The sequence below is a fragment of the Terribacillus saccharophilus genome (assembly GCF_002272745.1).
Taxonomy (GTDB): domain Bacteria; phylum Bacillota; class Bacilli; order Bacillales; family Amphibacillaceae; genus Terribacillus; species Terribacillus saccharophilus_B.
This window is the reverse complement of the sequence record NZ_NPBD01000019.1, coordinates 30,137-56,924: the sequence shown is the minus strand read 5'-3', so window position 1 is coordinate 56,924 and position 26,788 is coordinate 30,137. Positions and strand designations below refer to the sequence as shown.

Annotated in this window: 31 protein-coding genes, 1 pseudogene and 2 other annotated features (1 of these 34 only partly in view); all 32 genes and pseudogenes read left to right on the top strand. The window is 44.5% G+C overall.

The window, feature by feature from the left end; all coding sequences use genetic code 11:
- Window positions 1-77 (top strand) — a binding site (T-box leader) (it extends 143 nt beyond the left edge of the window).
- A 55-nt stretch (window positions 78-132) separates the two neighbouring features.
- The 32 genes and pseudogenes from cysE to rpmC all read left to right on the top strand — a co-directional run bounded on the left by cysE (window position 133) and on the right by rpmC (window position 26,778).
- Complete coding sequence (cysE, locus tag CHH58_RS17545) at window positions 133-801, top strand: serine O-acetyltransferase (RefSeq protein ID WP_170937683.1); 669 nt, start codon at window positions 133-135, stop codon at window positions 799-801.
- Window positions 782-2,182: a cysteine--tRNA ligase gene (cysS, locus tag CHH58_RS17540; protein ID WP_095262908.1), complete on the top strand. Its 1,401-nt coding sequence runs from the start codon at window positions 782-784 to the stop codon at window positions 2,180-2,182. Before cysE ends, cysS begins: the two co-directional genes overlap by 20 nt.
- A 3-nt stretch (window positions 2,183-2,185) precedes the next feature.
- On the top strand, window positions 2,186-2,590 hold the full coding sequence (locus CHH58_RS17535) for a Mini-ribonuclease 3 (protein WP_095262907.1): 405 nt from the start codon (window positions 2,186-2,188) through the stop codon (window positions 2,588-2,590).
- Window positions 2,580-3,323: a 23S rRNA (guanosine(2251)-2'-O)-methyltransferase RlmB gene (rlmB, locus tag CHH58_RS17530; protein ID WP_095231141.1), complete on the top strand. Its 744-nt coding sequence runs from the start codon at window positions 2,580-2,582 to the stop codon at window positions 3,321-3,323. Before CHH58_RS17535 ends, rlmB begins: the two co-directional genes overlap by 11 nt.
- A 2-nt stretch (window positions 3,324-3,325) precedes the next feature.
- A complete protein-coding gene (locus CHH58_RS17525) occupies window positions 3,326-3,835 on the top strand; it encodes an NYN domain-containing protein (protein ID WP_095231142.1) in 510 nt (169 codons plus the stop codon).
- Between the two features lie 86 nt (window positions 3,836-3,921).
- Window positions 3,922-4,572 (top strand): RNA polymerase sporulation sigma factor SigH, encoded by a 651-nt coding sequence (sigH, locus tag CHH58_RS17520; protein ID WP_095231143.1) that lies wholly within the window; start codon window positions 3,922-3,924, stop codon window positions 4,570-4,572.
- A gap of 72 nt (window positions 4,573-4,644) precedes the next feature.
- Entirely contained in the window at window positions 4,645-4,791 is a 147-nt protein-coding gene (gene rpmG / locus CHH58_RS17515; RefSeq protein ID WP_084160788.1) for a 50S ribosomal protein L33, read from the top strand.
- A gap of 25 nt (window positions 4,792-4,816) precedes the next feature.
- Entirely contained in the window at window positions 4,817-4,993 is a 177-nt protein-coding gene (secE, locus tag CHH58_RS17510) for a preprotein translocase subunit SecE (protein ID WP_038565135.1), read from the top strand.
- A gap of 149 nt (window positions 4,994-5,142) precedes the next feature.
- Window positions 5,143-5,676, top strand: coding sequence for a transcription termination/antitermination protein NusG (gene nusG, locus CHH58_RS17505; protein WP_038565138.1), 534 nt, complete (start codon window positions 5,143-5,145; stop codon window positions 5,674-5,676).
- A 164-nt stretch (window positions 5,677-5,840) separates the two neighbouring features.
- Window positions 5,841-6,266 (top strand): 50S ribosomal protein L11, encoded by a 426-nt coding sequence (gene rplK / locus CHH58_RS17500; protein ID WP_141235032.1) that lies wholly within the window; start codon window positions 5,841-5,843, stop codon window positions 6,264-6,266.
- Between the two features lie 164 nt (window positions 6,267-6,430).
- A complete protein-coding gene (gene rplA, locus CHH58_RS17495; protein WP_095231146.1) occupies window positions 6,431-7,123 on the top strand; it encodes a 50S ribosomal protein L1 in 693 nt (230 codons plus the stop codon).
- A 49-nt stretch (window positions 7,124-7,172) separates the two neighbouring features.
- Window positions 7,173-7,317: a sequence feature (ribosomal protein L10 leader region), on the top strand.
- Between the two features lie 39 nt (window positions 7,318-7,356).
- Window positions 7,357-7,857, top strand: coding sequence for a 50S ribosomal protein L10 (gene rplJ, locus CHH58_RS17490; RefSeq protein ID WP_095262906.1), 501 nt, complete (start codon window positions 7,357-7,359; stop codon window positions 7,855-7,857).
- A 52-nt stretch (window positions 7,858-7,909) separates the two neighbouring features.
- Window positions 7,910-8,272, top strand: coding sequence for a 50S ribosomal protein L7/L12 (gene rplL / locus CHH58_RS17485; RefSeq protein ID WP_095231148.1), 363 nt, complete (start codon window positions 7,910-7,912; stop codon window positions 8,270-8,272).
- Window positions 8,273-8,364: 92 nt separating this feature from the next.
- A complete protein-coding gene (locus CHH58_RS17480; protein ID WP_095231149.1) occupies window positions 8,365-8,967 on the top strand; it encodes a class I SAM-dependent methyltransferase in 603 nt (200 codons plus the stop codon).
- A 430-nt stretch (window positions 8,968-9,397) separates the two neighbouring features.
- Window positions 9,398-9,529 (top strand): hypothetical protein, encoded by a 132-nt coding sequence (locus tag CHH58_RS18815; protein WP_255220341.1) that lies wholly within the window; start codon window positions 9,398-9,400, stop codon window positions 9,527-9,529.
- A 65-nt stretch (window positions 9,530-9,594) separates the two neighbouring features.
- Window positions 9,595-13,134 carry a DNA-directed RNA polymerase subunit beta gene (rpoB, locus tag CHH58_RS17475; protein ID WP_038565154.1) on the top strand — a complete coding sequence of 1,180 codons (3,540 nt, stop codon included), beginning with the start codon at window positions 9,595-9,597 and terminating at the stop codon, window positions 13,132-13,134.
- Window positions 13,135-13,191: 57 nt separating this feature from the next.
- Window positions 13,192-16,803, top strand: coding sequence for a DNA-directed RNA polymerase subunit beta' (gene rpoC, locus CHH58_RS17470; RefSeq protein ID WP_095231150.1), 3,612 nt, complete (start codon window positions 13,192-13,194; stop codon window positions 16,801-16,803).
- A 143-nt stretch (window positions 16,804-16,946) separates the two neighbouring features.
- Window positions 16,947-17,198 carry a 50S ribosomal protein L7ae-like protein gene (locus tag CHH58_RS17465; protein ID WP_095231151.1) on the top strand — a complete coding sequence of 84 codons (252 nt, stop codon included), beginning with the start codon at window positions 16,947-16,949 and terminating at the stop codon, window positions 17,196-17,198.
- Window positions 17,199-17,307: 109 nt separating this feature from the next.
- Window positions 17,308-17,721: a 30S ribosomal protein S12 gene (gene rpsL, locus CHH58_RS17460; protein ID WP_038565163.1), complete on the top strand. Its 414-nt coding sequence runs from the start codon at window positions 17,308-17,310 to the stop codon at window positions 17,719-17,721.
- Window positions 17,722-17,762: 41 nt separating this feature from the next.
- On the top strand, window positions 17,763-18,233 hold the full coding sequence (gene rpsG / locus CHH58_RS17455) for a 30S ribosomal protein S7 (protein ID WP_095231152.1): 471 nt from the start codon (window positions 17,763-17,765) through the stop codon (window positions 18,231-18,233).
- Window positions 18,234-18,272: 39 nt separating this feature from the next.
- Window positions 18,273-20,351, top strand: coding sequence for an elongation factor G (fusA, locus tag CHH58_RS17450; protein ID WP_095231153.1), 2,079 nt, complete (start codon window positions 18,273-18,275; stop codon window positions 20,349-20,351).
- Between the two features lie 124 nt (window positions 20,352-20,475).
- Window positions 20,476-21,666, top strand: coding sequence for an elongation factor Tu (tuf, locus tag CHH58_RS17445; protein WP_095231154.1), 1,191 nt, complete (start codon window positions 20,476-20,478; stop codon window positions 21,664-21,666).
- Window positions 21,667-22,029: 363 nt separating this feature from the next.
- On the top strand, window positions 22,030-22,338 hold the full coding sequence (gene rpsJ, locus CHH58_RS17440) for a 30S ribosomal protein S10 (RefSeq protein ID WP_095231155.1): 309 nt from the start codon (window positions 22,030-22,032) through the stop codon (window positions 22,336-22,338).
- Window positions 22,339-22,365: 27 nt separating this feature from the next.
- A complete protein-coding gene (gene rplC, locus CHH58_RS17435) occupies window positions 22,366-22,995 on the top strand; it encodes a 50S ribosomal protein L3 (RefSeq protein WP_095220650.1) in 630 nt (209 codons plus the stop codon).
- 26 nt (window positions 22,996-23,021) lie between these two features.
- On the top strand, window positions 23,022-23,645 hold the full coding sequence (gene rplD / locus CHH58_RS17430; RefSeq protein ID WP_038565177.1) for a 50S ribosomal protein L4: 624 nt from the start codon (window positions 23,022-23,024) through the stop codon (window positions 23,643-23,645).
- The gene (gene rplW / locus CHH58_RS17425; RefSeq protein ID WP_038565180.1) at window positions 23,645-23,935 is read left to right on the top strand and encodes a 50S ribosomal protein L23; all 291 of its coding nucleotides are present in this window, start codon (window positions 23,645-23,647) and stop codon (window positions 23,933-23,935) included. Before rplD ends, rplW begins: the two co-directional genes overlap by 1 nt.
- A gap of 28 nt (window positions 23,936-23,963) precedes the next feature.
- Window positions 23,964-24,794: a 50S ribosomal protein L2 gene (gene rplB / locus CHH58_RS17420; protein ID WP_095231156.1), complete on the top strand. Its 831-nt coding sequence runs from the start codon at window positions 23,964-23,966 to the stop codon at window positions 24,792-24,794.
- Between the two features lie 57 nt (window positions 24,795-24,851).
- Window positions 24,852-25,130: a 30S ribosomal protein S19 gene (gene rpsS / locus CHH58_RS17415; protein WP_095231157.1), complete on the top strand. Its 279-nt coding sequence runs from the start codon at window positions 24,852-24,854 to the stop codon at window positions 25,128-25,130.
- An 18-nt stretch (window positions 25,131-25,148) separates the two neighbouring features.
- A complete protein-coding gene (gene rplV, locus CHH58_RS17410; RefSeq protein WP_038565189.1) occupies window positions 25,149-25,490 on the top strand; it encodes a 50S ribosomal protein L22 in 342 nt (113 codons plus the stop codon).
- A 3-nt stretch (window positions 25,491-25,493) separates the two neighbouring features.
- A pseudogene (rpsC, locus tag CHH58_RS17405) lies at window positions 25,494-26,160 on the top strand (30S ribosomal protein S3).
- Complete coding sequence (rplP, locus tag CHH58_RS17400; protein WP_095220651.1) at window positions 26,154-26,588, top strand: 50S ribosomal protein L16; 435 nt, start codon at window positions 26,154-26,156, stop codon at window positions 26,586-26,588. The pseudogene rpsC and the gene rplP overlap by 7 nt, the downstream one beginning before the upstream one ends.
- Window positions 26,578-26,778, top strand: a complete 201-nt coding sequence (rpmC, locus tag CHH58_RS17395; protein WP_038565198.1) for a 50S ribosomal protein L29 — start codon at window positions 26,578-26,580, stop codon at window positions 26,776-26,778. The genes rplP and rpmC overlap by 11 nt, the downstream gene beginning before the upstream one ends.
- Window positions 26,779-26,788 lie beyond the last annotated feature (10 nt).

Here is a 26,788-nt window from a genome sequence, read left to right as displayed (position 1 = left end):
CCGTTATCTGAGTGAAGCTGGGGAAGCCATATGGGCTCGCCCAAATAGAGTGGAACCGCGCAAAAAGCGTCTCTGTCATTGTACAGGGGCGCTTTTTTTCGTGAAACGGTAGAAGCGGAAAGGAAGGGGAAAATGGGATTTTTCAAGATGCTGAAAGAGGATGTTATGGTAGTCTTCGACCAGGATCCAGCTGCTCGCTCTTATCTGGAAGTTATCCTAACGTATTCCGGCTTGCACGCCATTTGGGCACATCGAATTGCACACCTATTCTACAAGCATAAATTCTATTTCCTTGCCCGTGTTGTTTCACAAGTGAGCCGTTTCTTCACCGGTATTGAAATACATCCCGGAGCCACGATTGGCAGACGATTCTTCATCGATCACGGCATGGGTGTTGTCATAGGTGAAACGTGCGAAATCGGTGATAATGTAACGATCTTCCAAGGCGTGACTTTAGGGGGGACGGGGAAAGAAAAAGGCAAACGGCATCCGACCGTCAAAGACAATGCGCTTATCGCGACAGGAGCTAAAGTGTTAGGTTCGATTACGATTGGTGCAAACTCGAAGATAGGTGCAGGTTCTGTTGTCCTGCATGATGTTCCCGATTGTTCGACGGTAGTCGGAATCCCTGGACGTGTCGTCATCAAAGACGGTGAACGTATCAGAAGAGATTTGGATCATCAGGATTTGCCGGACCCAGTTGCGGAGAAACTAAGGAAAATGGATCTGGAAATTAAAGAATTACAGCGGGAATTAGCCGCAGCAAAAGGAGAGAAGCAGCATGTCGGTAAAAATTTATAATACATTGAGCCGAAAGAAGGAGCCATTCGTTCCGCTTGAAGAAGGAAAGGTAAGCATGTACGTTTGCGGCCCAACTGTTTATAACTATATTCATATCGGTAACGCAAGACCACCGATCGTATTTGATACAGTCCGCCGCTATCTTGAATATCGCGGTTATGATGTCACATATGTCATGAACTTCACAGATGTGGATGACAAAATCATCAATGCGGCGAAAGAGATGGGCGAAGATGTTTACGCGGTTGCAGAGAAATTCATCCAGGCTTATCAGGAAGATACATCTGCACTAGGAGTCAAAGAAGGTGCACTTCACCCCCGTGTAACGGAGAGTATGGAAGAGATTATAGATTTTGTGCAAGGCTTGATCAATAAAGGGTATGCGTATGTATCCGAAGGCGATGTCTACTTCCGCACACGTTCCTTTGATGGTTACGGTAAGTTGTCGCATCAGTCCATTGATGAATTGCGCTCAGGTGCCCGCATTCGTGTTGGTGAGCAGAAGGACGATCCACTTGATTTTGCTCTATGGAAAAATGCAAAGCCGGGAGAAATTTCATGGGAAACGCCATGGGGCGAAGGACGCCCGGGCTGGCACATCGAATGCTCCGCGATGGTTAAAAAACATCTTGGTAACACAATCGATATTCATGCAGGCGGAACTGATCTTACTTTCCCGCACCATGAAAATGAAATAGCTCAATCAGAGGCCCTTAATGGGAAGTCATTTGCGAACTATTGGATGCACAACGGGCACATCAATATTGATAATGAGAAAATGTCCAAGTCACTGGGCAACTTCATTCTTGCGCATGATTTGATCAAGAAACATGATCCGCAAGTATTGCGATTCTTCATGCTAAGCGTTCATTACCGCAATCCAATCAATTTCACGGATGAATTATTGGAAAGTGCAAAGACTGGCTTGGCACGAATTAAAAATGCTTATGATAATCTGCAGCACAGAAAAGCTGCGAGCACAAATCAGGATAATAATGCGAATGGTGTAATGGGAACGATCCATGAGCTTAAAAATCGCTTCGAAGAAGAAATGGATGATGATTTCAACACAGCCAACGCTATTTCTGTCCTATTCGATTTTGCTAAAGAAGCAAATGTTTACTTGCAGCAGGAGCAAACATCCGAGCAGGTTATCGAAGCATTTATAAAAGCATTCGAAGAATTCGGCAGTGTGCTTGGTATCCAATTTGCTGCAGAGGCAGAATTGCTGGATGATGAAATTGAAGACTTGCTAGCACAGCGTGTGGAAGCCCGCAAGAACCGTGACTTCCAGGAAGCAGACCGAATTCGTGATTTGCTTAAGGAGAAAAATATCATCCTTGAGGACACATCGCAGGGTACGCGCTGGAAAAGAGGATAATACATGGACGTGAAACAAATGAAAAGTCTGGCGCTCGCTTATATGGGAGACGCTGTATATGAGATCTATGTCCGCCGGCATCTCCTGCAAAAAGGAGAAGTAAAACCGAATCAGCTGCACCACGCAGCGGTCACCTTCGTTTCTGCAAAATCACAAGCGAAGGTGGTCCGGGAATGGCTCGAGCAGGACATGCTGTCGGAGGAAGAACAGGCGGTCTTTCGGAGAGGGCGTAATGCCAAGTCTGGTACAGTGCCTAAAAATACAGATGTACAGACTTACAAATATAGCACAGGCTTTGAAGCACTTATTGGGTATCACTATCTGCTGGAAGATACAGATCGTCTGGAAACCCTTATACAAGCAGCTATCAAACATGTAGAAGGAAGGAGTCAGCAGCATGGCAGATGAATGGATAATCGGAAAAAACCCTGTAACGGAAGCGTTGCGGTCTGGCCGTTCAATTAACAAAATCATGGTTTCGGAGCATTTGCAGCCAAAAACATGGCAGTCAATTCAGGAACTCGCAAAGGCAAGCGGTACAATCGTACAGAAAGTACCGAAACGAAAATTAGATCAATTGATCGAGGGCACTCACCAAGGGATTGTTGCTTCGGTTGCAGCATATGAATACAGCTCAGTGGATGACCTATTCCGTGTAGCAGAAGAACGGGGAGAGCAGCCGTTCTTCATCATCCTTGATGAAATGGAGGATCCGCATAATCTTGGTTCTATTCTGCGTACGGCAGATGCAGTCGGAGCACATGGCGTCATCATTCCGAAGCGACGTTCAGTCAGCTTGACCGCTACGGTAGCCAAGACTTCTGCGGGAGCTATCGAGTATATTCCGGTCGCCCGCGTGACGAATCTGGCGCAGACGATTGATCATTTGAAGGAACGGAATGTTTGGGTTGCTGGTACGGCAGCAGAAGGTGCGATTGATTATCGCCGTCTGGATGCAGTCGGAGCAATTGCCCTTGTAATCGGAAATGAAGGAAAAGGTATCAGCAGGCTTGTCCGGGAGAAATGTGATTGGACAGTCTCGCTTCCTATGCATGGTAAAGTCACTTCCCTTAATGCAAGTGTCGCGGCAAGTCTTCTCATGTATGAAGTAAACCGCCAGCGTCATCCCCTAGGGGAATAAAGATGGTCATATTAGTGGTCGATGGCTATAACGTCATCGGGGCATGGGAAGAACTGCATGCACTCCGCGATACGGATTTTGAACAGTCCCGCCAGCTGCTGATTGAGAAGCTGGCCGAGTATCAGGCTTACACAGGTCATCGGGTAATTGTCGTATTCGATGCCTATCATGTGAGGGGATTGGAGAAAAAATACGAAAATTATAAAGTAGAAGTTCTCTATACAAAAGAAAAAGAGACGGCGGATGACCGTATCGAAAAACTGATTAAAACGTTGAAAAATGTCAAGACACAAGTTTACGTTGCAACTTCTGATTATGCAGAACAGCGTACTATATTTGGGCAAGGTGCACTCCGTAAATCATCCAGAGAACTATATCTGGAGATAAAGCAAATCGAGCGGGAGATCGACCAGGAAATCCAAGAGTACAATACTCGACAATTTCCGCCAAAAATCCCTTTAAAACCCGAAGTGAGGGAAACACTCGAAGCATGGCGCAGAAGGAAGAAATAGCCAAAGTAGTATATTGACGGTTATTTAGACCGCCTGTATAATGACCCTATGAATTCGCGGTATACATGGTCAGGGGGAATCCTTAAGTGACAATTGTCAAGCAACGGACGGTAGACCAGGATTACGCAGTGATGGAAGATAGTGTTCTTGTAGATTTAGTCAAAGCAGGTCATGTTGATGCCCTAGATTTTCTGATTAACAAGTATCGAAACTTTGTCAGAGCGAAAGCTCGTACGTATTTTCTGATAGGAGCCGACCGGGAAGACATTGTCCAGGAAGGGATGATTGGTCTTTATAAGGCCATCCGTGATTTTAATGGAGAGAAGCTCGCTTCATTCAAGGCGTTCGCCGAACTTTGTGTAACCAGGCAGATCATCACAGCAATCAAGACGGCGACAAGACAGAAGCATATTCCGCTTAATTCTTATGTATCGCTGGACAAGCCAATCTATGATGAGGAATCCGATAGGACTCTGCTTGATATCATAGTCAGCTCTAAAGCGGGTGATCCGCAAGACGTCTTGATCAATCAGGAACGGTTCCTTGATATGGAGGAGAAGATGGCGCAGCTGCTCAGTGAACTGGAGAGACAGGTATTGGCTCTCTATCTTGACGGCAGGTCTTATCAAGAGATCTCTGAGGAATTGAAGCGGCATGTCAAATCGATTGATAATGCCCTGCAGCGTGTGAAGCGAAAGCTTGAGCGCTATCTTGAAATCAGCGAAGTTACGTTATAAAGCTTCGTTGACAAGCCTTTTCATGCGTGCTACAGTAAAATTGTGTCAAAATACCCGAGAGGGTGAAGAATTTTGCGTAAATCAGTTACATTAGCGTGCTCGGAATGTTTGAGCCGCAATTATTCCACAGCAAAGAGTGGGAATCAATCAGAACGCTTAGAGACTAGGAAATTCTGCAAACGATGCGACAAGCATACTGTTCATCGGGAGACGAAATAGTCGGCGAGAGTTTGGGGGTAGTACCATGAATCCTGTTACGTTTTTGAAAAATGTATCTAAAGAGATGAAGAAGGTTAGCTGGCCAACCGGTAAAGAACTATATCGCTATACGATCGTGACAGTTTTAACAGTCGTGTTCGCTGCTATATTCTTCGGTTTAGTTGATTTAGGGATCTCTGAGATTTTAAATTTATTCTTTTGAATAATGCCCGCTGATATATGCTATAATGATATTAAATATTGCTCGTAGAAAAAAACCCGTTCCGACGGGTTTTTTAAATTGGTCTTTTTGCCCAGCATCGACAATAACTAAACCAAAGGGAGGGAAGGACAAGCGCTTGTCCTGACAGCATGGAAAAAAGATGGTATGTCGTACACACTTATTCTGGATATGAAAATAAAGTAAAGGCCAACCTTGAGAAAAGACTCGATTCCATGGGAATGGAAGATAAAATCTTCCGCGTCGTTGTTCCTGAGGATGAAGAGACAGAAATCAAGAACGGTAAACGTAAGACAGCGATGAAGAAAGTCTTCCCTGGTTACGTATTGACTGAAATGGTCATGACGGATGATTCCTGGTATGTAGTTCGTAATACACCGGGCGTAACTGGTTTCGTCGGATCCACTGGTTCAGGTTCGAAGCCGACACCGCTTTTGGAGGAAGAAGTCGAAGTAATCCTTAAACGGATGGGCATGGAAGAGACACTTACAGAATTCGACTTCGAAGAGAAGGAAAGTGTTCGTGTTACTGATGGACCGTTCAACGACTTTACTGGAACGATCGAAAATATCGACATGGATAAACAGAAAGTGAAAGTTCATGTAAATATGTTTGGGCGGGAAACTCCAGTGGAGCTTGATTTCTCCCAAATCGAAAAATTATAATCCTGCAATCGGAATTTATTTGGAAGCCCCTTGCATTGTTTATAGATAAATGCTAGAATCTTAATGTTAATGACTATAGTCTATAATATATAGCTATACAGACATGTTGAGTGGGAGGGTGCAAAACCCTATTACCACATCACGGACTTAAGGAGGTGTGTCTCGTGGCTAAAAAAGTAATCAAAGTTGTAAAATTGCAGATCCCTGCAGCTAAAGCGAATCCAGCTCCACCAGTTGGGCCGGCACTAGGTCAAGCAGGTGTGAACATCATGGGATTCTGTAAGGAATTTAACGCCCGCACGCAAGAGCAAGCTGGCTTGATCATTCCAGTTGAAATCACGGTATTCGAAGACCGTTCATTTACATTCATCACCAAAACTCCGCCTGCTGCAGTCTTGCTTAAGAAAGCAGCTGGTATCGAATCAGGTTCAGGCGAACCGAACCGTAACAAAGTCGCTACACTTAAACGCGATAAAGTAAGAGAGATTGCGGAATCAAAAATGCCTGACTTGAATGCTGCAAACGTTGAATCAGCAATGCGTATGGTTGAAGGTACTGCTCGCAGTATGGGAATTGTCATCGAAGACTAATTCTGATTCAATCATAGAAACTGACGAGGTTGCGTGAATGGAGTATACCATTTCGCAGCCTTTTTAAAAGCCGGCATTTCCCGGCTATCAGCGGACATTGTCCGCTCCGCTTTAACAAGTGGGAGGTCCTACCGTTAAAACCACAATCCGAGGAGGAAAAGGAAATGGCTGTAAAAAGCAAAAAGAAACAAGAAGCACTTAAGCTTGTTGACCGTACTGCATTGTACGAAGTAAAAGAAGCTGTTGAGCTTGTCAAAAAGACAGCTACTGCTAAATTTGACGAAACAATCGAAGCTGCTTTCCGTTTGGGAGTAGACCCTAAGAAAGCTGACCAGCAAATCCGTGGCGCAATGGTATTGCCACACGGTACTGGTAAATCTCAACGCGTATTGGTATTCGCTAAAGGCGATAAAGCAAAAGAAGCGGAAGCTGCTGGCGCTGACTTCGTAGGCGAACAAGATCTAATCGCGAAAATCAACGGAGGCTGGTTCGATTTCGACGTTATCGTTGCAACTCCGGACATGATGGCTGAAGTTGGTAAATTGGGCCGTGTACTAGGACCAAAAGGTCTTATGCCTAACCCTAAAACTGGAACTGTTACATTTGACGTAGAAAAAGCTATCCAGGAAATCAAAGCTGGTAAAGTTGAGTACCGCGTTGACAAACAGTCCAACATCCATGTACCAATCGGTAAAGCTTCCTTCTCTCAAGAGAAATTGGAAGAAAACCTTGTTGCATTGATTGAACAACTTATTAAAGTTAAACCACAAGCTTCCAAAGGCCTTTACATGAAGAACGTAGCAATCGCTTCTACTATGGGTCCTGGAATCAAAGTTGACGTAGCACCATTCCGTTAATTGTCTGTTGACATCTAATTGGAAACACTATATAATCAACTGTGGTTAAAACCTAATAAACGTTATACCTAAGACAGCAGGTGCCCTAGGGCTTAATCTCCTGCCGAGGTGTGTGAGATATAAAGGCAGTCTGTTCCGACTGTTCCTTGTGATCATGCCTCCATGTCGAATGGAGGCATTTTTCATGTTAACTCCAGGTATAATGGTGAACAAGCTAACAGGAGGTGGAACATATGTCCAAGATCATCGAACAAAAGCAACAGGTTGTAACTGAAATCGCTGAGAAATTCCAAGCGAGCCAATCTACAATCGTAGTAGACTACCGTGGTCTTACTGTTTCTGAGGTGACTGAACTACGCAAACAGCTTCGTGAAGCTGGTGTGGATTTCAAAGTCTACAAAAACACATTGACTCGCCGTGCTACGGAAATTGCTGGTTTGACAGAACTAGACGAGAACTTGACAGGCCCAACTGCTATTGCCTTCAGTAATGAAGATGTAATTGCTCCTGCTAAGATCTTGAACGACTTCGCGAAAAAGAACGAAGCACTAGAAATCAAAGCTGGTGTCATCCAAGGCAACGTGGCTTCTGTAGATCAAGTTAAAGAACTTGCAGATCTACCGAACTACGAAGGTTTGCTTTCTATGTTGCTTAGCGTGCTACAAGCACCAGTTCGCAACTTCGCATACGCTGCGAAAGCAATCGCAGAACAAAAAGAAGAGCAAGGCGCTTAAGGCTGCCTGAGACTTCAAAACAAAATAAAACATTCCCCAAGGAGGAAATATCATGTCTAAAGAGACAATCATTGAAGAGATTAAAGGTATGTCCGTTCTAGAATTGAACGATCTTGTTAAAGCTATCGAAGAAGAATTCGGCGTAACTGCTGCAGCTCCTGTAGCTGTAGCTGGTGGCGGAGCTGCTGAAGCTGCTGAAGAGCAAACTGAATTTGACGTTGTTCTTACAAGCGCTGGCGCTTCTAAAATCAAAGTTGTTAAAGCTGTACGCGAAGCAACTGGTCTAGGTCTTAAAGATGCTAAAGATCTTGTAGATAACGCTCCTGGAAACATCAAAGAAGGTCTTTCTAAAGCTGACGCTGAAGAACTTAAAGCTAAACTTGAAGAAGCTGGAGCTTCTGTAGAAGTTAAGTAATAACAAGAAAGCTCGCCCTCGGGCGAGCTTTCCTTTTATCTATCTCTCCATGGCAATCGTGAATGGATCCTGAATAAAGAAGGTGACCAATTATGTCGGATCATTATTATACCAATCAGCCGCAATCTAAAAGTGCTCCTACTACATGGCGATTCACTTTAAAAGGCAATGAACTTGTGTTCACTTCGGATACCGGGGTATTTTCCAAGAAAGAAGTGGATTTCGGTTCCAGGATTTTGATTGATGTCTTCAGGGAGCCTGAAACAGAAGGGGATATACTGGATCTTGGCTGTGGATATGGACCGATCGGCATTTCATTTGCGAAAGCATTCGCAAATCGCGCGATTGTGATGAGTGATGTCAATGAGCGCGCAGTATCACTTGCAAAACAGAATGCTGAGGCTAATGGAGCGGATAATACACATTTTTATGTGAGTGATCGCTTAACCGCTTATTCGGACCGGAAGTTCGCGGCAATTGCTACTAACCCTCCAATCCGAGCAGGCAAGAAGGTTGTACATCAGTTATTTGAAGAGAGCTACCAGGCGCTGCTTCCTCAAGGAGAGCTCTGGGTTGTCATTCAAAAGAAACAAGGTGCCCCATCTGCTCAGGAAAAATTGAATCAGCTTTTCGGCTCGTGTGAAATCGTCAAGAAGGAAAAGGGCTATTACATTCTATTAGCTAAAAAAGATTGACTCGTATAAAAGCTTGTGGTAGTATTGTAAAATGCCAATAGATAACGATACTCGGAGAGGATTATAATTTTCTTAGAGAATCGTGTTTAAACTGTCGGCCGCATGGCAAGACTGCTATCATTATTATGTTTTTGCCTTCGTCGATTTTATCTAAATATGTATGATCAGGGTTATGTCGCCATTCGGAGGAGCTAGCAAGCTGAATTTTTAACGGTTTTTATGTAAAAACCTTTTTCGTTTTTAGCTTGAAGGCGGCGCAGGAAGGACAGTAGGAGTGTTACGCTGTTGGAACTATACCACTTTCTGATTTTTGTTAAACAGGAAGGTAAGCCCGTTTCATTACAACATTCACATCACATTCGTATTTATGCGAATGCTTTTCTATGTAAACAGAAGATGTGAACAATGCAAATATTGTGGCGATTCATTTATGTTAGCTACAATATATAATTTATTGCATGGAAAGTCAATCGGCATTCCGGCAATTCAGGCAGACCTTTATCCGAAAAAGGTCGGTCAAGTGAGAGACTCACAGCAGGAGATTTCTGCTGCAGGATGTTGATTTACTGCAGTCTACGGATTGCAGCTTGAATACATTACTAATGTTTGATTTGAGGGGTGAAGCTGTTGACAGGTCAAGTAGTTCAGTATGGACGACACCGCCAGCGCAGAAGCTATGCACGTATTAGTGAAGTGCTAGAGTTACCGAATCTTATCGAGATTCAAACTGCTTCTTATGAATGGTTCTTAGAAGAAGGATTACGAGAGATGTTCCAGGATATTTCCCCGATCGAGGATTTCGCGGGTAATTTATCGCTGGAATTTGTCGACTATAGCCTTGGCGAACCGAAATATCCAGTAGATGAAGCAAAAGAAAGAGACGTTACCTATAACGCTCCGCTTCGTGTGAAAGTCCGTTTGTTGAATAACGAGACAGGCGAAGTAAAAGAACAGGAAGTATTCATGGGTGACTTCCCATTGATGACAGATACAGGAACGTTCATCATCAACGGTGCTGAACGCGTTATCGTATCACAGCTTGTTCGCTCCCCTAGTGTTTATTTCAGTGAGAAATTCGACAAGAACGGAAAACGTGGCCATACGGCAACTGTTATTCCGAACCGTGGTGCATGGCTTGAGTTCGAGACGGATGCGAAGGATGTAGTCCATGTCCGTATCGACCGTACGCGTAAACTTCCTATCACTGTCTTGCTTCGTGCGCTTGGATTCGGAAGTGATCAGGAAATCATCGATTTGATCGGTGAGAACGAGTACTTACGTAACACGTTGGAGAAAGATAACACAGAAACTACTGAAAAAGCGTTGCTTGAAATCTACGAGCGCCTTCGTCCAGGAGAGCCGCCTACTGTAGAGAACGCGAAAAGCCTGCTTGTTTCTCGTTTCTTCGATCCAAAACGCTATGACCTAGCACATGTAGGCCGCTACAAAATGAACAAAAAGCTTCATATTAAAAACCGTTTGTTCAACCAGACGTTGGCACAGCCAATTGTCGATGAAGAGACTGGTGAAGTACTTGCACAAAAAGGCGACAAGTTAGATCGTCGTCTACTTGATAAGATTCTTCCTTATCTTGACGGTTCAAACGGCAAGTTCGGCGAGAATATCTTGGAGCCGCATGACGGTGTAGTACAAGATCAGATTGTCGTGCAAACAATTAAAATCGTCGACCCAACTGATCCTGAAGGCGAACGTACACTGAGTGTCACTGGTAATGCTACAGTTGATGACAGTGTGAAGAATCTAGACCCTGCTGATATCGTGGCAGCAGTCAGCTACTTCTTTAACCTATTGTATGAAGTTGGCGACACAGATGACATCGATCACCTTGGTAACAGAAGATTACGTTCAGTAGGTGAATTGCTGCAAAACCAATTCCGTATTGGTCTATCCCGTATGGAACGTGTAGTACGCGAGCGTATGTCCATTCAGGATACGTCAGCTATCACGCCGCAGCAGCTGATCAATATCCGACCAGTGATTGCATCTATTAAAGAATTCTTCGGAAGCTCCCAGCTTTCTCAGTTCATGGACCAGACAAACCCGCTAGGTGAATTGACGCATAAACGTCGTCTTTCTGCTTTGGGACCTGGTGGTTTGACTCGGGAACGTGCTGGCTTTGAAGTGCGTGACGTACACTACTCCCACTATGGAAGAATGTGTCCGATCGAAACGCCAGAGGGTCCGAACATTGGTTTGATTAACTCCCTTTCCACATATGCGAAAGTGAACAAATTCGGTTTCATCGAGACACCTTACCGTCGTGTTGATCCGGAGACAAACCTTGTAACTGAACATATTGATTACCTTACTGCTGATGAGCAGGATAACTACGTTATCGCACAGGCAAACTCTCCGCTAACAGAAGATGGCGGCTTCGCAAACGAAGAAGTCGTTGCACGTTTCCGTGAGGAGAATACAATCGTAGCTCGTGAACGTATCGATTACATGGACGTATCACCGAAACAGGTTGTATCTGCTGCGACAGCATGTATCCCGTTCTTGGAAAACGATGACTCCAACCGTGCATTGATGGGTGCGAACATGCAGCGACAAGCAGTACCGTTGATGCAGCCAGAAGCACCAATCGTAGGTACCGGTATGGAATATGTATCCGGAAAAGACTCCGGTGCAGCTGTTATCTGCCGCGCAGAAGGTATTGTAGAGCGCGTTGAAGCGAAAGAAATCATTGTACGCCGTGTAACAGAAGTAGGCGGCAGTGAAGTAAAAGGCGATACAGATCGTTATCGTCTGCAGAAATTCAATCGTTCCAACCAAGGAACTTGCTATAACCAACGTCCGATCGTCAGCGTAGGTGACCGTGTGACAAAAGGTGAAATCCTTGCCGATGGACCTTCCATGCAGGATGGAGAGCTTGCACTTGGGCGTAACGTTCTTGTTGCCTTCATGACATGGGAAGGTTACAACTACGAGGATGCTATCATCATGAGTGAACGCCTTGTGAAAGATGATGTTTACACATCTATCCATATCGAGGAATATGAGTCTGAAGCACGTGATACGAAGCTAGGACCGGAAGAAATCACACGCGATATTCCTAATGTAGGGGAAGACGCACTGAAGAACCTTGACGAGCGCGGAATCATCCGTGTTGGTGCTGAAGTTTCCGATGGTGATTTGCTTGTTGGTAAAGTAACGCCTAAAGGTGTAACTGAGCTATCTGCAGAAGAACGCCTATTGCATGCGATCTTCGGTGAGAAGGCTCGTGAAGTCCGTGATACATCTCTTCGTGTACCTCATGGTGCCGGCGGTATCGTATTGGATGTTAAGATCTTCAACCGTGAAGATGGCGATGAATTACCACCAGGTGTAAACCAGCTTGTACGTGCTTATATCGTTCAGAAACGTAAGATTTCTGAAGGAGATAAGATGGCCGGACGTCACGGTAACAAAGGGGTTATCTCTAAGATACTTCCAGAAGAGGATATGCCATTCATGCCAGATGGCACACCAGTTGATATCATGCTTAACCCACTAGGGGTACCATCTCGTATGAATATCGGACAGGTGTTTGAGCTTCACTTAGGTATGGCAGCTCGTGCGCTGGGCATCCACGTTGCAACACCAGTATTTGATGGTGCGCGTGAGGAAGATGTTTGGGAAACGCTAGAAGAAGCTGGTATGCCACGTGACGCGAAGACTGTCCTTTATGATGGAAGATCCGGTGAACCATTCGATAACCGTGTCTCTGTCGGCGTATCGTACATGATCAAGCTTGCGCACATGGTTGATGACAAGCTGCATGCACGTTCTACAGGTCCATATTCACTAGTAACGCAGCAGCCGCTTGGTGGTAAAGCGCAGTTCGGTGGACAGCGTTTTGGTGAGATGGAGGTTTGGGCACTTGAAGCTTATGGTGCGGCATATACTTTGCAAGAGATTCTTACAGTTAAATCCGATGACGTTGTCGGTCGTGTGAAGACTTATGAAGCTATTGTTAAAGGTGATAATGTACCAGAGCCAGGTGTACCAGAATCATTTAAAGTATTAATTAAAGAGCTTCAGAGTCTTGGTATGGATGTTAAAATCCTCAACGGTGAAGAAGAAGAAGTAGAATTAAGAGAACTCGAAGATGAAGACGAGACGCAAGCACCTGACCGCATCAATCTTGATGTACAGGAAGGGTAAGGCGGCACAACATCGACTGCATAGCAGTAACGGGATACTAAAAGGGAGGTAGGCCCCTTGATAGATGTAAATAATTTTGAGTTTATGAAAATAGGTTTGGCTTCACCTGATAAGATTCGTTCATGGTCTTACGGAGAAGTTAAAAAGCCGGAAACGATTAACTATCGTACGTTAAAGCCTGAAAAAGACGGTTTGTTCTGTGAGCGTATCTTCGGTCCTCAAAAAGACTGGGAATGTCATTGCGGTAAATACAAACGTGTTCGCTATAAAGGCGTTGTATGTGATCGTTGCGGCGTAGAAGTTACCAAAGCCAAAGTACGCCGTGAGCGTATGGGACACATCGAGCTAGCAGCTCCTGTGTCTCACATTTGGTACTTCAAAGGTATTCCGAGCCGTATGGGTCTTGTACTGGATATGTCTCCTCGTGCGTTGGAAGAAGTTATCTACTTCGCAGCGTATATCGTGACAGATGCTGGTGATACAGCACTTGAGAAGAAGCAACTTCTTTCTGAGAAAGAATATCGCCTCTATCGTGAAAAATACGGTAACACGTTCCAAGCTCAAATGGGTGCGGAAGCAATCCGTAAGCTTCTTCAAGATATCGAATTGGAGAAAGAAGTGGAAGCACTTCGCGAAGAATTGAAAACAGCACAAGGTCAGCGCAGAACGCGTGCGATCAAGCGCTTAGAAGTAATGGAAGCATTCCGTCACTCTGGAAACGAACCTTCTTGGATGGTATTGGATGTACTTCCGATTATTCCTCCTGAGCTTCGTCCAATGGTACAGCTTGATGGCGGACGTTTCGCTACATCTGACTTGAATGATCTTTATCGTCGAGTGATTAACCGTAACAACCGTCTGAAACGCTTGTTGGACCTTGGTGCACCTAGCATCATCGTACAAAACGAAAAACGTATGCTTCAGGAAGCTGTTGATGCGTTAATCGATAACGGTCGTCGCGGTCGTCCTGTTACAGGTCCTGGTAACCGTCCATTGAAATCTCTTTCTCACATGCTGAAAGGTAAACAAGGGCGTTTCCGTCAGAACTTGCTTGGTAAACGGGTAGACTATTCCGGACGTTCTGTAATCGTCGTAGGTCCGCATCTGAAGATGTATCAGTGTGGTCTTCCGAAAGAAATGGCGCTTGAGCTATTCAAACCATTCATCATGAAAGAATTGGTGGAAAAAGGCCTTGCACATAACATTAAATCTGCAAAACGGAAAATCGAACGTCTTCATCCGGAAATCTGGGATGTGCTCGAAGAAGTAATCCGTGAGCATCCGGTATTGCTTAACCGTGCACCTACGCTTCACCGCCTAGGTATTCAGGCATTCGAACCGACATTGGTAGAAGGTCGCGCAATCCGTCTTCACCCGCTAGTATGTACAGCTTATAACGCTGACTTCGATGGTGACCAGATGGCTGTCCACGTTCCTTTATCAGCAGAAGCACAGGCAGAGGCTCGTATCCTTATGCTTGCTGCACAGAACATCTTGAACCCGAAAGACGGTAAACCAGTCGTAACTCCATCTCAGGATATGGTACTAGGTAACTACTACCTAACACTTGAGCGTGAAGATGCTATCGGCGAAGGTAAAGTCTTCAAAGATGTAAACGAAGCAATGCTTGCTTATCAGAACGGTTATGTACATTTGCACACTCGTGTAGCAGTAGATGCCGGTTCATTGAACAATGAAACGTTCACAGAAGAGCAAAAAAACCAAATCCTGCTTACAACAGTAGGTAAACTTATCTTCAATACAATCTTGCCGAGCTCGTTCCCTTACATGAACGAACCGACTCGTGAGAACTTAGAAGAAAAAACACCTGCTCACTACTTCGTTGAGAAGGGTGCGAATATCAAAGAGGAGATCGCGAAACGCGACATTATCTCCCCGTTCAAGAAAGGTTTCCTGGGCGACATCATCGCAGAAGTGTTCAAACGCTTCAAAATCAGTGAAACGTCCAAAATGCTTGACCGCATGAAGGACCTTGGATTCAGTTATTCCACTAAAGCAGGTATTACGGTTGGTATCTCTGATATCGTCGTATTGAAAGAAAAAACAAAGATCCTTGATGAAGCACAATCCCGAGTGGATAAAGTGTTGAAACAGTTCCGTCGTGGTTTGATTACGGAAGAAGAGCGATATGACCGTGTTATCTCTATCTGGTCTAAAGCGAAGGATGACATTCAGGAGCGCCTGATGAAATCCTTGAGCAACCGTAACCCTATCTTCATGATGAGTGATTCCGGTGCCCGTGGTAACGCATCTAACTTCACTCAGCTTGCTGGTATGCGTGGTCTAATGGCCAACCCGGCAGGACGAATCATCGAGTTGCCGATCAAGTCCAGTTTCCGTGAGGGTCTGACAGTACTCGAGTACTTTATCTCTACACACGGTGCGCGTAAAGGTCTTGCCGATACAGCACTGAAAACTGCCGATTCCGGTTACTTGACTCGTCGTCTTGTTGACGTAGCGCAGGATGTTATCATCCGTGAAGAAGATTGTGGTACTGACCGCAGCCTTAGAGTCCGTGCACTGACTGAAGGAACTGAAATGATCGAGCCTTTGTATGACCGCCTTGTAGGGCGTACTGCGTTCGAGAATATCAAACATCCTGAATCAGGTGATGTAATCGTTGCTAAGAACGAATTGATTGGTGAAGATACAGCAAGACTAATCGTAGATGCAGGTATCGAAGAAGTGGCGATCCGTACTGTCTTCACATGTAACACGAAGCATGGTGCATGTAAGAAATGTTACGGCCGCAACCTTGCAACTGGCAGCGACGTCGAAGTAGGCGAAGCAGTTGGTATCATCGCTGCACAATCCATCGGTGAACCAGGAACACAGCTTACAATGCGTACGTTCCACACAGGTGGGGTAGCCGGTGACGATATCACACAAGGTTTGCCGCGTATCCAGGAGTTGTTCGAGGCGCGTAACCCTAAAGGTCAAGCTGTCATCTCCGAGATCAAAGGAACAGTTATTGAGGTCAATGATGTAAAAGAGAAGCAAGAGGTTACAATTCAAGGTACAGTTGAAACGAAGACTTACACTGCTCCTTATGGTGCACGCTTGCGTGTTGCTGAAGGTGACGCAATCGAAGCTGGTCAAGAACTGACAGAGGGTTCTGTAGATCCGAAAGAACTTCTTCGAGTTCGTGGTGTAGCTGGCGTTCAGCAGTATCTATTAAAAGAGGTACAGAAAGTATACCGTATGCAAGGGGTAGAAATCGGCGATAAACACGTTGAAGTAATGGTTCGCCAGATGCTTCGTAAAGTGCGTGTTATCGATTCTGGTCAAACAGATGTACTGCCAGGTTCACTTCTTGAGATCCATCAATTCCGGGAAGCAAACCGTGAAGTCCTAAGAGAAGGCTTCCAGCCAGCAAGTGGTAAACCAGTATTGCTTGGTATTACGAAAGCTTCTCTAGAAACGGATTCCTTCTTGTCTGCCGCTTCCTTCCAGGAAACAACTCGTGTCCTTACCGATGCAGCTATCAAAGGTAAGCGCGATGAACTTCTCGGCTTGAAAGAGAATGTTATCATTGGTAAGCTTGTTCCTGCTGGTACTGGTATGCCGCAGTACCGTAAGATCAAAGCGAAACTTGATACTCCTGAAGAAGTAACAGAAGGTCAGGAAATCGAAACTGTAACACCGTAACGGTAACCCTAATACACAAGGAAACAAAATAATTGTCGGAAGCACTGTAAATCTCTCGTTAAGGTGATTGACATCAGCTTACTAGAGTGATACTATAATCAAGGTGCTTCCGATTCTCCTTGTTTACTTTGGAGGATATGCATATGTCTTATGAAAAAGTAGCGCAAGCTAATACGGGAATCGTTATCGGAACCAAACAAACACTCAAGGCCATGAAGCAAGGCCAAGTGAACTCAGTTGTCATTGCAAATGACGCTGCCGAGTATATTACCAGCCAGGTAAGAAAGTTGGCAGAAGAATTAGGCATACCAGCGATCCAAGTGGATTCTATGAAGCGCTTAGGTGAAGCTTGTGGCATAGATGTAGGGACAGCTACTGTGGCAATCAAAAGATAGTTTTGGCGAAGCTGATGCTAGCTCAGCTCGTGAAAGCTTTGTTTTTTGCCCGAAAATGAACCACCTGGATGTGTGGTATTACAAAAAAGCTTTGAAAGGAGGAAAAAACATGCCTACTATTAATCAATTAGTACGCAAAGGTCGCGTAAGCAAAACAAAGAAATCTGACTCTCCAGCATTGAACAGAGGGTACAACAGTTTCAAGAAATCATTGACTAACCAGTCTTCTCCACAAAAACGTGGTGTTTGTACTCGTGTTGGTACAATGACTCCGAAGAAACCAAACTCCGCATTGCGTAAATATGCACGTGTACGTTTGACAAACGGAATCGAGGTTACTGCCTACATTCCTGGAATCGGACACAACTTGCAAGAGCACAGTGTTGTTTTGATCCGCGGCGGACGTGTGAAAGATTTACCGGGTGTACGTTACCATATCGTACGTGGTGCGCTTGATACTTCAGGTGTTGACGGCCGCGCACAAGGTCGTTCTAAATATGGTACTAAACGCCCTAAAAAATAAGACTAAAATAATATAACCATCATCAGAAAGGAGGAGAATATATGCCAAGAAAAGGTCCTGTAGCGAAACGTGACGTGTTGCCAGATCCGTTGTACAACTCTAAATTGGTAACTCGTTTGATCAACCAAATCATGGTTGACGGACAACGCGGTAAAGCTCAAAAGATTCTTTATGCAGCATTCGAACTAGTTAAAGAACGTAGTGGAAACGATCCAATGGAGGTTTTTGAAACATCCATGAAGAACGTTATGCCTGTACTTGAAGTACGCGCACGCCGTGTTGGTGGTTCCAACTACCAAGTACCAGTTGAAGTACGCCCAGAGCGTCGTTCAGCACTAGGTCTTCGTTACATTGTTAACTATTCCCGTCTACGCGGTGAAAAAACAATGGAAGAGCGTCTTGCTAACGAAATTCTTGATGCGTCTAACAACACAGGTGCTGCTGTTAAGAAACGTGAAGATATGCATAAAATGGCGGAAGCAAACAAAGCGTTTGCTCACTACCGCTGGTAAGATATATCTTAAATTCACTCTAGGAAGGAGAAAGACCGTATGGCTAGAGAGTTCTCCTTAGAAAATACGCGTAATATCGGTATCATGGCTCACATCGATGCCGGTAAAACAACTGCAACAGAGCGTATTTTATTCTATACAGGACGTATCCACAAAATTGGAGAAACTCATGAAGGTGCTTCTCAAATGGACTGGATGGAGCAGGAGCAAGAGCGTGGTATCACTATCACATCTGCTGCAACAACTGCTCAATGGAAAAACCACCGTATCAACATCATCGATACACCAGGACACGTAGACTTCACTGTTGAAGTAGAACGTTCCCTACGCGTACTTGATGGTGCGGTAGCTGTGCTTGATGCACAGTCTGGTGTTGAGCCGCAAACAGAAACTGTTTGGCGTCAGGCTACAACTTACGGTGTACCACGTATCGTGTTCGTCAACAAAATGGATAAAACAGGTGCAGACTTCCTTTATTCAGTTAAGACGATGCATGAACGTCTGGGCGCTAACGCGCACCCAGTACAACTTCCAATCGGTGCGGAAGATGATTTCGAAGGAATCATCGACCTAATCACTTTGGAAGCTCATTTCTACCTTGACGATCTTGGACAAAACTTCGAGACTCGTGAAATCCCTGAAGACATGAAGGATCTTGTGGAAGAATACCGCACGAACCTTATTGAAGCAGTAGCGGAACAAGATGAAGATCTTATGGAACGCTACCTTGAAGGGGAAGAGATCTCTAACGAAGAGCTTAAACAAGCTGTTCGTAAAGCGACTCTAAGTGTTGAATTCTACCCAGTATTCTGTGGTTCAGCATTCAAAAACAAAGGTGTTCAGCTTCTAATCGACGGTGTTGTTGATTACTTGCCTGCACCAACTGACGTACCAGCTATCGAAGGTATCGTTCCTGGTACTGAAGAGAAGATCGTACGTAAATCCAGCGACAGCGAGCCATTCAGTGCACTTGCTTTCAAAGTTGCAACTGATCCGTTCGTAGGTAAACTTACTTTCTTCCGTGTGTACTCTGGTACATTGGAAGCAGGTTCTTACGTGAAAAACTCTACGAAGGACAAGCGTGAGCGTGTAGGCCGTATCCTACAAATGCACGCAAACACTCGTGAAGAGATTTCCAAAGTTTACGCTGGTGATATCGCAGGAGCAGTTGGTTTGAAAGATACTTCGACTGGTGATACGCTGTGTGATGAAAAATCACTAGTTATCCTTGAGTCTATGGTATTCCCAGAGCCAGTTATCTCTGTTGCGATCGAACCAAAAACAAAAGCGGACCAAGATAAAATGTCCGTTGCACTTGGTAAACTAGCTGAGGAAGATCCTACATTCAGAACTGAAACAAACCCAGAAACTGGTCAGACTATCATCTCCGGTATGGGTGAGCTTCACTTGGATATCATCGTTGACCGTATGCGTCGCGAATTCAAAGTAGAAGCAAACGTAGGTGCTCCACAGGTAGCATACCGCGAAACATTCCGTGCATCTGCTGAAGTCGAAGGTAAATTCGTACGTCAGTCCGGTGGTCGCGGTCAGTTCGGACACGTTTGGATCAAATTCGAGCCAAACGAAGAAGGCGCTGGTTTCGAGTTCGAAAATAAAATCGTTGGTGGTGTAGTTCCTCGTGAATACATCCCATCTGTTGAAGCTGGTATCAAAGAATCAATGCAAAACGGTGTATTGGCTGGTTATCCGCTAATCGACGTTAAAGCATCATTATTTGATGGAAGCTACCACGATGTCGATTCCAACGAGATGGCCTTTAAGGTTGCTGCTTCAATGGCGCTTAAAAACGCTAAGAACAAATGTAACCCTGTCATCTTGGAGCCACTTGTAAAAGTGGAAGTTGTTATCCCAGAAGAATACATGGGAGACATCATGGGCGATATCACTTCCCGTCGCGGACGTGTTGAAGGTATGGATACACGTGGACCTGCTCAGGTAGTTAATGCATATGTGCCACTTGCTGAAATGTTCGGTTACGCAACAGCGTTGCGTTCCAACACACAAGGCCGTGGAACTTACACAATGACATTCGACCACTATGAAGAAGTGCCGAAAAGCGTTGGAGAAGAAATTATCAAGAAAAACGCTGGACAATAATTGATTTTTGGCCAGTAATCGAGTATAACTTGTATTGGAAGCGTGCGTGCACGCATGCTTCTGCAGTACAAGAAACATACTATCTAATACATGAGATATTTCCATATTTAAGGAGGAATTACTAATGGGTAAAGAAAAATTCGACCGCTCCAAATCCCACGTTAACGTTGGTACAATCGGACACGTTGACCATGGTAAAACAACACTAACTGCAGCTATCACAACTGTACTTCATAAGAAAACTGGTTCAGGTACAGCTATGGCTTACGACCAAATCGATGGTGCTCCAGAAGAAAGAGAACGTGGAATCACTATCTCTACTGCACACGTAGAGTACGAAACTGATACTCGTCACTATGCACACGTTGACTGCCCAGGACACGCTGACTATGTTAAAAACATGATCACTGGTGCTGCACAAATGGATGGAGCTATCCTAGTAGTATCTGCTGCTGATGGTCCAATGCCACAAACTCGTGAGCACATCCTTCTTTCTCGTAACGTAGGTGTTCCTGCGATCGTTGTATTCCTAAACAAATGCGACATGGTTGACGATGAAGAACTTCTTGAACTTGTTGAAATGGAAGTTCGCGATCTTCTAAGCGAATATGACTTCCCTGGTGACGATGTACCAGTTATCAAAGGTTCTGCTCTTAAAGCTCTTGAAGGTGACGCTGATTACGAAGCTAAAATCTTCGAACTTATGGACGCTGTTGATGAGTACATCCCAACTCCAGAACGCGACAAAGAAAAACCATTCATGATGCCAGTTGAGGATGTATTCTCTATCACTGGTCGTGGTACTGTAGCTACAGGCCGCGTTGAGCGTGGAGAAGTTAAAGTCGGTGACGAAGTTGATATCATCGGTCTTAACGAAGCTCCTAAGAAAACAATCGTTACTGGTGTAGAAATGTTCCGTAAACTTCTTGATTACGCTGAAGCTGGCGATAACATCGGTGCTCTACTTCGTGGTGTATCCCGTGATGACATCAGCCGTGGACAAGTACTTGCTAAACCAGGTACAATCACTCCGCACACAAAGTTCAAAGCTGAAGTTTATGTTCTTTCTAAAGAAGAAGGTGGACGTCACACTCCATTCTTCACTAACTACCGCCCACAGTTCTACTTCCGTACAACTGACGTAACTGGCGTAGTTCACCTTCCAGAAGGTACTGAAATGATCATGCCTGGCGATAACACAGAGATGTCTGTTGAGCTTATCTCTCCAATCGCTATCGAAGATGGTACTCGCTTCTCTATCCGTGAGGGTGGCCGTACTGTTGGATCAGGCGTTGTATCTGTTATCGAAGCGTAAGCTGATATAACAATATAGAAGAAACAGACAGCAGACGTGCTGTCTGTTTTTTTTATATATTCGGACCCAAAGATTGGCAGCACCAGTAAATTGTAAAAAAAGCCGAAATGACTTGAAAACAGCATAAAGCCTATGTATAATACATAAAGTGTCATCTTATGAAGGAATACAGACTTTTAAGCTGTAAAACTAGATAAGACTTGCATTGACCGCATTTTTTCTATATAATTATAATGTTGGTCATTTAAAGGCGATGATGCGGGAGGTTGTTGGCACACCAGGCCCCTTTGCCATGGCAGGGTGGTCAAGTTAATTTCCGCTGAGAATGTCCTAAAGAATAAGGGCGATAAAGGAGGGAAAATAATGGCAAAAGAGAAAATCAGAATCCGTCTAAAAGCATACGATCATAGAATCCTTGATCAGTCTGCAGAAAAAATCGTGGATACAGCGAAACGTTCTGGTGCTAACGTATCAGGTCCGATTCCGCTTCCTACAGAGAAATCTATATACACAATTCTACGTGCGGTGCACAAATATAAAGACTCTCGTGAGCAGTTCGAAATGCGCACTCACAAACGTCTTATTGATATCGTTAGTCCTACACCGCAAACAGTTGATTCATTGATGAGACTTGACTTACCGTCCGGTGTGGACATCGAAATTAAACTATAATTTTACACAAAATAGGAGGTGTAACGGATGACGAAAGGAATCTTGGGACGCAAGATCGGCATGACACAGCTATTCACTGAAAGTGGTGAACTTCAAGCTGTAACAGTTATCCAAGCTGAACCAAACGTAATTCTTCAAAAGAAAACTGTCGAAACTGACGGTTACAACGCATTGCAACTAGGATTTGCTGATCAGAAAGCAAACAACGCTAACAAACCTGCTAAAGGCCATGCTGAGAAAGCAAACACAACACCTAAGCGCTACATTCGTGAAATCCGTGACGCTGCTCTTGACGAACACGAAGTTGGACAAGAGGTTAGCGTAGAGATTTTCGCAGCTGGAGAAACAGTAGATGTAACAGGTACTTCTAAAGGTAAAGGATTCCAGGGTGCAATCAAGCGCCACAACCAATCCCGCGGACCAATGTCACACGGTTCACGTTACCACAGAAGACCGGGTTCAATGGGTGTAATTGACCCTATGCGCGTTTTCAAAGGTAAAGCACTACCAGGACAAATGGGCGGAGAGCAAATTACAGTTCAAAACCTTGAAATCGTTAAAGTTGACGCTGAGCGCAACCTTATCCTTGTTAAAGGTAACGTACCTGGTGCGAAAAAATCTTACGTGAAAGTATCAGGTGCCGTAAAAGGTAACTAATTCACAATACGAAGGGAGGATATATCATGCCTAAAGTAGCACTATTCAACCAGAGCGGATCTCAAGTCGGAGAAATCGAATTGAACGATTCCGTTTTCGGTATCGAGCCACACACACATGTATTACACGAAGCAGTACTAATGCAACGTGCTTCTATGCGTCAAGGTACGCATAAAGTAAAAGGACGTTCTGAAGTACGAGGCGGTGGAAGAAAGCCATGGCGTCAAAAAGGTACTGGCCGCGCACGTCAAGGATCCATCCGTTCACCACAATGGGTTGGCGGTGGAACAGTTTTCGGACCGACTCCACGCAGCTACAGCTACAAACTACCTAAAAAAGTTCGTCGTCTAGCGCTTAAATCAGCACTATCTTCTAAAGTACAAGAAGAAAACATCGTAGTTCTAGAGAGTCTTGCATTTGATGCTCCTAAAACAAAAGATGTCGTTGCTATGCTTAATGCACTTAACGTTGATAAAAAGGTATTGATCGTTACTGCAGATAAAGACGAAACTGTTGTACGTTCTGCAAACAACCTTAAAAACGTAAAAGTGTTGAAACAAAGCGAAGTTAACGTTCTTGACTTGCTTACGCATGATAAGCTGATCTTAACGAAAGAGGCAGCTGAAAAAGCAGGGGAGGTGCTTGCATAATGAGAGAACCACGTGATATTATTAAGCGCCCTGTAATTACGGAACATTCTTCTGACCTTATGGTTGATAAGAAGTACACGTTTGAAGTTGACAAACGTGCTAATAAGATCGAAATCAAACAAGCGGTTGAAGTAATCTTTGGTGTAAAAGTGGAACAAGTGAACACTCAAAACCTTAAAGGTAAATTCAAACGTCAAGGTCGTTACGGCGGATACCGCCCAGATCGTAAAAAAGCAGTAGTAACACTATCTGAAGACAGCAAAGAAATTGACTTCTTCGAAGGTGTTTAAGAAATAATAGAGAAGGAGGGAAACAACGATGGCGATTAAAAAGTATAAACCGATTACTAACGGACGTCGTAACATGTCTGTATCGGATTTTGCCGAAATTACAACTGACAAGCCTGAGAAATCATTGCTTGCACCGCTTCACAAACGTGGCGGACGTAACAACCAAGGTAAATTGACTGTACGTCACCAAGGTGGTGGACACAAACGTCAATACCGTATTATCGACTTCAAACGCGACAAAGATGGAATACCAGGACGCGTTGCTACAATCGAGTACGATCCAAACCGTACTGCTAACATCGCTCTAATTCACTATGTTGATGGTGAAAAACGCTACATCCTTGCTCCGAAAGGCTTGGAAGTAGGAACTGAGATCATTTCTGGTGAAGGTGCTGACTTCAAAGTGGGTAACGCTATGGAGCTTGCTACAATCCCAGTTGGTACGATCATCCACAACATCGAATTGAAACCTGGCCGCGGTGCTCAGCTAGCTCGTTCTGCTGGTGCACAAGCTCAAATCCTTGGCCGTGAAGGTAAATATGTTCTTGTAAGACTAACTTCTGGTGAAGTACGTCTAGTACTAGGTACTTGCCGTGCTACAATCGGTCAGGTTGGTAACTTGGAACATGAACTAATCGTAATTGGTAAAGCAGGACGCTCTCGCTGGTTAGGCAAACGCCCAACAGTTCGCGGATCTGTAATGAACCCTAACGATCACCCACACGGTGGTGGTGAAGGACGTGCTCCAATCGGACGTAAATCACCAATGTCTCCTTGGGGTAAACCAACACTTGGTTACAAAACACGTAAACGTAATAAGCAGTCCGATAAATTTATCGTACGTAAGCGTAAAAAATAATGTGGTAGCAAGGCGGGGATTTTCACCCGTCTCCATATCGCAAAGGGAGGTTTATGTATGGGTCGCAGTTTGAAAAAAGGACCTTTCGCAGATGATCATTTGCTAAAGAAAGTCGACAAATTGAACGAAGACGACAAGAAACAAGTTGTCAGAACTTGGTCCCGTCGTTCTACTATTTTCCCAACATTCGTTGGACACACAATCGCTGTGTACGATGGCCGTAAACACGTACCTGTTTATGTTACTGAAGATATGGTAGGTCATAAACTTGGTGAATTCGCGCCAACTCGCACGTACAGAGGACACGCAGCGGACGACAAGAAAACAAAACGCTAAGAGGGGAGGCAATCCTAAATGCAAGCAAAAGCTATGGCAAAATCAGTTCGCATTGCTCCTCGTAAGGTCCGCTTAGTTGTTGATTTAATTCGAGGAAAAAATGTCGGAGAAGCTGTTGCGATTTTGCGTCACACTCAGCGTGGTGCATCATTGGCAGTAGAAAAAGTACTTCGTTCTGCAGTTGCTAACGCAGAGCACAACTATGAAATGGATACGGATAACCTTGTTATCTCTGAAGCATTCGTAAACGAAGGTGCTACATTGAAACGTTTCCGTCCACGCGCTCAAGGCCGCGCAAGCCAAATCAACAAACGTACTAGCCACATTACAGTGGTTGTTACAGAAAAGAAGGAGGGTTAAGCAGTGGGTCAAAAAGTACATCCGATAGGTCTTCGCGTCGGCGTCATCCGTGACTGGGAATCCAAGTGGTACGGTGGCAAAGATTACGCTGATTTACTACATGAAGATATCAGAATTCGTGATTATCTAGAACAACGTTTGAAAGATGCTGCACTTTCTAAAGTGGAGATCGAACGTGCTGCTAACCGTGTAAATATTTCTATTCACACTGGTAAACCTGGTATGGTAATCGGTAAAGGCGGTTCTGAAGTGGAAGCACTTCGTAAAGCATTGAACAGCCTGACTGGCAAACGTGTTCACATCAACATCGTTGAAGTGAAACGTGTAGATCTTGATGCTAAATTGGTAGCAGACAACATCGCTCGTCAACTTGAAAACCGTATCTCATTCCGTCGTGCACAGAAACAAACATTGCAACGTGCAATGCGTGCTGGTGCTAAAGGTATCCGTACACAAGTTTCCGGTCGTCTAGGCGGAGCAGATATCGCTCGTGCAGAATCTTACAGCGAAGGAACAGTTCCACTTCATACTCTACGTGCTGACATCGACTATGGCACAGCTGAAGCTGATACAACTTATGGTAAGCTTGGCGTTAAAGTATGGATCTATCGTGGCGAAGTCCTTCCAACTAAAAACAACCGATAAGGAAGGGGGAAAAGCATTATGTTAATGCCTAAACGCGTAAAATATCGTAGACAACACCGTGGTAAATTGAATGGCCGTGCTAAAGGCGGTACAGAAGTTGCATTTGGTGAATGGGGTCTACAAGCTGTTGATCCAGCTTGGATCACTAGCCGTCAAATCGAATCTGCTCGTATCGCTATGACTCGTTACATGAAACGTGGCGGTAAAGTATGGATCAAAATCTTCCCAGATAAGCCATACACGAAAAAACCTCTAGAAGTCCGAATGGGTTCCGGTAAAGGTTCTCCTGAAGGCTGGGTTGCTGTAACGAAACCTGGTAAGATCATGTTCGAAATTGCTGGAGTATCTGAAGAGGTGGCTCGCGAAGCATTGCGTCTTGCTTCTCACAAACTGCCAATTAGAACTAAGATCGTAAAACGTGAAGAAATTGGTGGTGAAATCAATGAAGGCTAATGAAATCAAAGAACTGACCACTGCCGAAATTGAACAAAAAGTTAAGTCTCTTAAAGAAGAACTTTTCAACCTGCGCTTCCAATTAGCTACTGGACAACTTGAGAATACAGCACGTATTCGCACAGTCCGTAAGACAATTGCTCGCATGAAGACTGTTGTTCGTGAAAGAGAATTAAGCGTAAATAACTAAATTCCGAGAG